The sequence below is a fragment of the Microbacterium sp. NPDC056736 genome, from assembly GCF_042790415.1.
GTDB lineage: Bacteria > Actinomycetota > Actinomycetes > Actinomycetales > Microbacteriaceae > Microbacterium.
Genome location: NZ_JBHTZE010000002.1, coordinates 609,436 through 617,080, shown reverse-complemented (window position 1 = coordinate 617,080; position 7,645 = coordinate 609,436). Strand labels below are relative to the sequence as shown.

Here is a 7,645-nt window from a genome sequence, read left to right as displayed (position 1 = left end):
GGGGTCACCACCCGCGGCCGGCGCTCCTGCCCGTTGTTGGGGCCAATTTCGTCGCGACCTTGGGTGGGGGGTGCGGTCGTCTGTGGTGTGGGGCCCGCCGCCCGGGTGCGGGCGGCGGACCCGGTGGCCGTCACGGCCGTGGCGCGAGGGAGGCCTCGCGGAAGTAGAGGCGCTCTCGGAGCGCCGCGTCCTCCTGCCGCCGGTACGCCTCGGCGTGTCGGCGGCGATCGTCGGTGAGCCGCGGTGTGCGGGTGCTCCACAGCAGGAGACGCAAGCCCGCGTGCAGGGCGAGACGGTCCAGGAGCGAGATGCGGGTGTCGCGGCTCGGGAGCCGCAGCGTATCGGGCCGGCCCGAGGGGCGCTGCGGCGCGAGAAGGGTGTTCATGATGGTTCTCTTTCCGATCTGGAAGGGATGCCTCCGGCGGGCGCCGGAGGCGGAGATGCCGTGCCGCAGCACGACGGGACGATGCAGGGGGAGCGCGCTAAGCACCGCGTTGCGGATGCGGCGCAGCAGACGGGTGTCGCCCGGAAGCGGGCAGACTCGTCCCCTGCGGGGATCAGATGGCGGCGGGGAAGCGGCCGCTCAGCACCGCGCCGAAGGAGAGGGTCCCCGACGCGCGCAGACGAATCGCACCGCCGAATCCGGCGGTGATTCCTGTGGTGTTCATGTGCATCATCGGTGACCTCCTTTCTCGACTTCAGACGCGGTGAGTGACGTTACAGGGTGCGGGAGACCCGCGTCAAGCGTTTTCGCAGATTCGGTGATCCCATGGCGTGTCGCGGCATCCGCCCGGCGCTCCGCTCGCCTGCCGGGCTCACGCGGCCGGCTCGGGTAGCGTAGGCGGGTAATCGAGGCGGGGTGGAGGGCGATCCATGCACCTGAAGAGCGTGACGCTCAAAGGGTTCAAGTCGTTCGCCCAGCCGACGACCTTCGCCCTCGAGCCGGGCGTCACCTGCATCGTGGGACCGAACGGATCCGGCAAGTCGAACGTCGTCGACGCCCTCGCCTGGGTCATGGGTGAGCAGGGGGCGAAGACCCTCCGCGGCGGCAAGATGGAGGACGTCATCTTCGCCGGCACCGCGACCCGTGGGCCGCTGGGCCGCGCCGAGGTGCAGCTCACGATCGACAACAGCGACGGGGCGCTGCCGATCGACTACTCCGAGGTGACGATCAGCCGCACGCTGTTCCGCAACGGCACGAGCGAGTACGCGATCAACGGCGAGTCCTGCCGGCTCCTGGACGTCCAGGAGCTGCTGAGCGACTCCGGGCTCGGCCGCGAGATGCACGTGATCGTCGGCCAGGGCCGGCTCGACAGCGTCCTGCAGGCCACGCCCGAGGACCGCCGCGGATTCATCGAGGAGGCGGCGGGCATCCTCAAGCACCGCCGGCGCAAGGAGAAGACCCTGCGCAAGCTCGACGCGATGGAGGCCAACCTCACGAGACTGAGCGACCTGGCCGGTGAGCTGCGGCGCCAGCTCAAGCCGCTGGGCCGCCAGGCGGAGATCGCCCGCGAGGCCGCGACGATCGCTGCGGTGGTGCGGGACGCCAAGGCGCGGCTGTTCGCAGACGAGATCGCGGGCCTGCGGGGCGAGCTGGCCTCGCACGCCCGGAGCGAGCAGGAGCGTCATGGAGAGCGCATGGTGCTGCAGGAGCGCCTCGACAACGCCCGGGTGCGCATCGAGCAGCTCGAGAACGATCAGCGCTCGGAGAGCGTCGACCGCGCCCGCCACGTCGCGCACGGCCTCGAGCGCGTCCAGGAGCGGCTGCGGAGCCTGTACGCCCTGGCCGGCCAGCGGCTCGCCCTGCTGGGTGACGCCGAGGACGAGGAGCGCATCGAGCTGACGACCGTGTCGCAGGCGATGATCGACGAGGCGCGCGCCGAGATCGACGACGTGTCCGACGGGCTGGGAGCGGCCCAGGATGCCGCCGCCGAGGCGGCACGCGAGGTCGTGCGCGCCCGCGCCGAGCTGGACGCGCTCGACGTCGACATCGCGGAGCAGAGCGCCCTCGTGTCGGAGCACGACATGCGCATCACGGCGCTCCGCGGCACCGCCGAGGCCGCGGCATCCGCTCTCGCGGCCGTCCGCGGCGCCGTCGAGCGTCAGCAGCGGGCGCTGGATGCGGCACTGACACGCCGCGCGGAGGCCGAGGAGATCCTCGACGGCGTCGACCCCGATCTCGTGCCGGAATCCTCGTCCGCCGACCAGGCCGCCGCCTACGAGCGCGCGCAGCGGGAGGCGGCCGACGCGGAGGCGGCGGTCGCGGCCCTCCGCGACCGTCTGCACGCCGCCGAACGCGAGCGAGACGCCCTGACGGCTCAGACCATGGCGCTCAGCCGCGCCCTCGACGTCAAGAACGGCGCGTCCGCGCTGATCGCCCAGGGGCGCGAAGGCGTCCGTGGGCTCGTCGGAGACGCGGTGCAGGTCAAGCCGGGGTTCGAGGCGGCCATCGCGGCCGTCTTGGGTCCCGTCGCGGAGGGCGTGCTCGTCGACGACCGCGACAGCGCGTTCGCCGTCGCGGACGACGCGCGCGACTCCGAGGCCGGGATGGTCGACATCGTGATCGCCTCGGCCGGGACGACGCGTCCGGCGTTCCCGCCGCAGGACGGCGTGGTGCCGGCGCGCGAGGTGGTCACGGCGCCCGACGGCGTGCTCGGGCTGCTCGCGTACGTCGTGGTCGCCGACGACCTTCCGACCGCGCGTGCGGCCGGTCCGGCGCTGGCCGCCGCAGAGCTCGGCGGGCCGATCACGCTCGTCACCCGTCGTGGCGAGGTGTACACCGAGCACTCGCTGCGCGCGGGCGCGGGCGCGTCGCGTTCGCGCCTGGAGCTTGCTGCCGAGCGGGATGCCGCAGCCGACCGCCGCGACGAGATCGCCGTCGTCGCCGACTCGCTGCGGGAGGCGCTGGCGGACGCGACGCGCGAGCTGGAGTCGGCGCGGCAGCGCACCAAGACGGCGCTGGCGACACTGCGCGAGCACGACGCGGCCCTCGCCGCCCACGCCGAGCAGGTCAACCGGGCCACGGTGCGTCATGAAGCCGCCGTCGCCGAATGCGAGCGCCTGGCCGCCGGACTCGCGCAGGCTGCAGCAGCCGTAGACGAGGCCGAGGGCGCCGCGCGCTCGGCGGAGGAGCAGCTGACCGCGGCACTGGAGGCCCCGCGCCCGATCCTCGACGCCTCGGCGCGCGAGGGCATGCTCGCGGCGCTCGAAGAGGCGCGGGACGGCGAGATGCGCGCGCGGCTCGACGTCGAGACGCTGCGGGAGCGCATCCGGGCCGGCGAGGCGCGCGTGATCGCGCTCGAGCGTCAGCGCGAGCGGGAGCGCGAGGCGGCGGCCGAGGCCGCACGCCGCGCGGTCGTCCGCCGCGCGCAGCGCGAGATCGCCGCAGGCGTGGCGGGGCAGCTTCCGGCCGTCATCGACTCGGTCGACCGGTCGCTCGCGCAGGCGCGCGCGGAGCTCTCGGCGGCCGAAGCCGAACGCACCGCCGTCACGACGGAGCTCGCGACGCTGCGCGGCCAGGAGGCGTCGGTGCGCGAGCGCCTCGCGGGGCTCACCGAGAGCGTGCACAGCCTGGAGCTGCAGATCCACGAGAAGAGGCTGCACGTCACCGGCATCCTCGAGCGGGTGCAGTCCGAGCTCGGCCTCGACGAGGACATTCTGATTTCGGAATATGGCCCGGATCAGCCGGTTCCGCTGGATCCCGTGGCGGATGCGACCGAGACGCTGCGCGACGACGACGGTGCGGCATCCACCCCGTTCGACCGTGCGCAGCAGCGACGACGCCTGCAGGACGCTGAGCGGAAGCTCAGCCAGCTGGGCCGGGTGAACCCGCTGGCGCTGGAGGAGTTCGAGGCGCTCGAGCAGCGCCACAAGTTCATGACCGAGCAGCTGGCCGACCTGACGCAGACGCGCAAGGACCTGCTGACGATCATCGAGGAGCTCGACGAGCGGATGCAGACCATCTTCCTCGCCGCGTTCGAAGACACGAGGACCGCGTTCGGCGAGGTGTTCCCCATCCTGTTCCCCGGTGGCACGGGATCGATCAGCCTCACCGACCCCGACTCGCCGCTCACCACCGGCATCGAGGTCGCGGTGAGGCCAGTGGGCAAGAAGATCGAACGCCTCTCGCTGCTGTCGGGCGGCGAGAGGTCGCTCGCCGCCGTCGCGCTGCTGACGGCGATCTTCAAGGCGCGCCCGAGTCCGTTCTACATCCTCGACGAGGTTGAGGCGGCGCTCGACGACGCGAATCTGGGTCGCCTCCTGGGCGTCTTCGAGCAGCTGCGGGAGTCCAGCCAGCTCATCGTGATCACGCATCAGAAGCGCACGATGGAGATCGCCGACGCCCTCTACGGGGTGTCGATGCGGCAGGACGGCGTGTCCGCCGTGGTGGGGCAGCGCATCGCCGAGCGCGTCGCGTCCTGACCCTAGGCTGGGGGTATGGCAGAGAGCTCCTGGTCGCTCGGTCGCGCGCTGCGCGGCATGTTCGTCAAGCCCACCATCGACGACAGCACGTGGGAAGACCTCGAGACGGCGCTGCTGACCGCGGACTTCGGCCCCGACATCACCGAGCGGATCGTGGACGAGCTGCGCGAGAAGGTCGAGCGCTATCGGACGACCGACCCGCGGGACCTGCAGCGGATGCTGAAGGAGACGCTCGAGGAGCACTTCGCGAAGTTCGACACGACACTCCGGCTCACCGAGCGCCCGGCCGTCGTGCTCGTGGTCGGGGTCAACGGCGTGGGCAAGACGACGACGATCGGCAAGTTCGCGAAGTTCCTGCAGCGCTACGGCCGCTCGGTGGTCGTCGGCGCCGCCGACACCTTCCGCGCCGCCGCGGTCGACCAGCTCGCGACGTGGGCCGAGCGCGGCGGGGCGGCGATCGTCCGGCCGCAGCAGGAGGGTCAGGATCCGGCATCCGTCGCCTTCCAGACCATCGCGTACGCGAAGCAGACCGGCACCGAGATCGTGCTGGTCGACACCGCGGGTCGGCTTCACACCAAGGGCGGGCTGATGGACGAGCTCGGCAAGATCCGCCGCGTCGTCGAGAAGCAGGCGCCGATCAGCGAGGTCCTGCTCGTGCTCGATGCGACCACCGGCCAGAACGGCGTCATGCAGGCGCAGGCGTTCCTCGAGCACGCCGGCGTGACCGGGCTGGTGATCACGAAGCTCGACGGCTCCGCGAAGGGCGGATTCGTCCTCGCCGTCCAGGAGCGCACCGGGATCCCGGTCAAGCTCCTCGGCCAGGGCGAGGGCATCGGCGACCTCACCGGCTTCACGCCGCACGTGTTCGCGGCCTCGCTCGTGGACTGATCCGGGGCCCCGAGCCCGGCCGCGCGACGCGGGTGCGGCGGCCGATTCCGCTCCATGCCGGGTTCGGGGTATCGCCTGGGCGCGGGTTGCGGTTTCATGGGGACATGGCGATCGAGCACGACTATTTCGGACTCCTCGAATCCGGGCCGGACGGATCGATCTTCTGGTCCGAGAACGTCGAGCTCGGCGACCAGTCCGTGACCGTCGATCTGACCGCGCCCGATCAGGACGACGTCTCCGAGGCGGCCCTCGACGTCGCGGCGGCGCTGATCTCCGCGCTCGAGGACATCGACCGCAGCGCCCGCAACGCGATGGTCAACGAGCTCAGCGATCGCACCAGCGAGGTGACCGAGTACATCCTGCAGCAGCAGGAGACGCTGGGGGAGTCGCTGGAGGACACCCTCGTCGACATCTCCGGCGATGTCCACATCGACGTCATCCGCTCGCTGCAGCTGATGAGCATGACGATCCTCGCGGACGAGCACGGCGGAGCCGACCCGTTCGCCGTCCTCGAGTACGCGCTGGACCCGGATGCCACCGACGACGTGCTGCTGGTCAACCTCGGCTCCGACGGCGCGGTGCTGTCGGTGACGAGCGCCGACTGACCCCGCCCAGAGGCGGGTCACACCGCCTGGGCGAATCCCCGCTCGACGTGGACGTCCTCGGCGATGTGCGCGAGGTGCGCGGGGATCGGGCGGCCCTTCGACAGCATCGACTGCGCCCACAGCCGCCCCGCCCGGTACGAGGAGCGCACGAGGGGGCCGGCGAGCACCCCGAGGAAGCCGATGCGCTCGGCCTGCTCCTTGAACTCCACGAACTCCTGGGGCTTCACCCATCGGGCGACCGGCAGGTGGCGGGGCGACGGCCTGAGGTACTGCGTGATCGTGATGATGTCGGTGCCCGCGGCGTGCAGATCCTCGAGGGCCTGAACCACCTCGTCGGGCTCCTCGCCCATCCCGAGGATCAGGTTGGACTTGGTGATGAGCCCCGCATCCCGGGCCCGCGTCAGCACGTCGAGCGAGCGCACGTACCGGAACGCAGGGCGGATGCGCTTGAAGATGCGCGGGACCGTCTCGACGTTGTGCGCGAACACCTCCGGGCGACTGTCGAACACCTCGGCGAGCAGCGCGGGATCGCCGTTGAAGTCCGTCGCGAGGATCTCGACTCCCGTGTTCGGGTTCATCTCGTGGATCTGCCGGACGGTCTCGGCGTGGAGCCACGCGCCGCCGTCGGGCAGGTCGTCGCGCGCGACGCCGGTGACGGTGGCGTACCGCAGGTTCATGCGCACGACGCTCTCGGCGACGCGGCGCGGCTCGTCGGTGTCGTAGTCGGCGGGCTTGCCGGTGTCGATCTGGCAGAAGTCGCACCGGCGCGTGCACTGCGAGCCGCCGATGAGGAACGTCGCCTCGCGGTCCTCCCAGCACTCGTAGATGTTGGGGCAGCCGGCCTCCTGGCACACGGTGTGCAGCTCCTCGGTCTTCACGAGGGAGTGCAGCGCCTGGTACTCGGGGCCCATCTTCGCGCGGGTCTTGATCCACTCCGGCTTGCGCTCGATCGGCGTCTGCGCATTGCGGACCTCGAGGCGCAGCAGCTTGCGCCCCTCGGGGGCGGACGGCGCGGATGCCGCACCCGGGACGGCCGCGGTCGCCCCGTGGGAGCCGCCGCACGCGCTCATGCCGGCACCCCCGCGAAGTCCGCGGCGAACACGCGGCTCACCGTGTCGATGACGTCGGCCGGGCCGATGTCGGCGCCGGCGATCTCGCTGAGGGTCGTGACCCCGGCATCCGTGATCCCGCACGGGATGATCCCGCGGAAGCCCGCCAGCGTGTTGTCGCAGTTGAGCGCGAAGCCGTGCATCGTCACGCCGCGCTGCACGCGGACGCCGATGGCCGCGACCTTGTCCTCGCCGAGCGGGCGGCGCACCCACACGCCGCTGCGCCCCTCGACCCGGTAGCCCTCGACGTCGAACTCGCGGAGCACGTCGATCAGCAGCTGCTCGAGGCGCCGCACATGCGCGACCACGTCGACCGGCTCGGCGAGCCGGACGATCGGGTAGCCGACGAGCTGGCCGGGCCCGTGCCAGGTGATCTTGCCGCCGCGGTCGACGTCGACGACCGGCGTGCCGTCGGCCGGGCGCTCATGGCGTGCGGTGCGGGCACCGGCGGTGTACACCGGCTCGTGCTCGAGGAGCAGCAGCGTGTCGGGACGCACCTGCGCCACGACGTCGGCGTGGACGCTGCGCTGCAGTGCCCAGCCCTCCAGGTACGGCACGTAGTCGGGGGAGAGGCCGACCGTCCTGATGTCGAGCATCGTGCTCCTTCGCGCTGAGTCTGCA

6 protein-coding genes are annotated in these 7,645 nt (G+C 71.8%); 3 read left to right on the top strand and 3 right to left on the bottom strand.

The features are described 5' to 3' along the window. Nucleotides 1-130 precede the first annotated feature (130 nt). On the bottom strand, nt 131-385 hold the full coding sequence (locus tag ACFRAL_RS07430) for a hypothetical protein (RefSeq protein ID WP_336396921.1): 255 nt from the start codon (nt 383-385) through the stop codon (nt 131-133). A gap of 488 nt (nt 386-873) precedes the next feature. Between ACFRAL_RS07430 and smc the strand changes: the two genes are divergently transcribed. The 3 genes from smc to ACFRAL_RS07415 all read left to right on the top strand — a co-directional run bounded on the left by smc (nt 874) and on the right by ACFRAL_RS07415 (nt 5,915). After that, entirely contained in the window at nt 874-4,422 is a 3,549-nt protein-coding gene (gene smc, locus ACFRAL_RS07425) for a chromosome segregation protein SMC (protein ID WP_378881272.1), read from the top strand. Nucleotides 4,423-4,437: 15 nt separating this feature from the next. Further along, a complete protein-coding gene (ftsY, locus tag ACFRAL_RS07420; protein WP_336396923.1) occupies nt 4,438-5,310 on the top strand; it encodes a signal recognition particle-docking protein FtsY in 873 nt (290 codons plus the stop codon). Between the two features lie 104 nt (nt 5,311-5,414). Further along, on the top strand, nt 5,415-5,915 hold the full coding sequence (locus tag ACFRAL_RS07415) for a DUF2004 domain-containing protein (RefSeq protein WP_336396924.1): 501 nt from the start codon (nt 5,415-5,417) through the stop codon (nt 5,913-5,915). A 17-nt stretch (nt 5,916-5,932) separates the two neighbouring features. On the opposite strand, the gene lipA is transcribed toward ACFRAL_RS07415, so the two are convergent. Further along, entirely contained in the window at nt 5,933-6,985 is a 1,053-nt protein-coding gene (gene lipA / locus ACFRAL_RS07410; protein WP_378881267.1) for a lipoyl synthase, read from the bottom strand. Then, the gene (gene lipB, locus ACFRAL_RS07405) at nt 6,982-7,620 is read right to left on the bottom strand and encodes a lipoyl(octanoyl) transferase LipB (RefSeq protein WP_378881264.1); all 639 of its coding nucleotides are present in this window, start codon (nt 7,618-7,620) and stop codon (nt 6,982-6,984) included. The genes lipA and lipB overlap by 4 nt, the downstream gene beginning before the upstream one ends. Between the last annotated feature and the right edge of the window lie 25 nt (nt 7,621-7,645).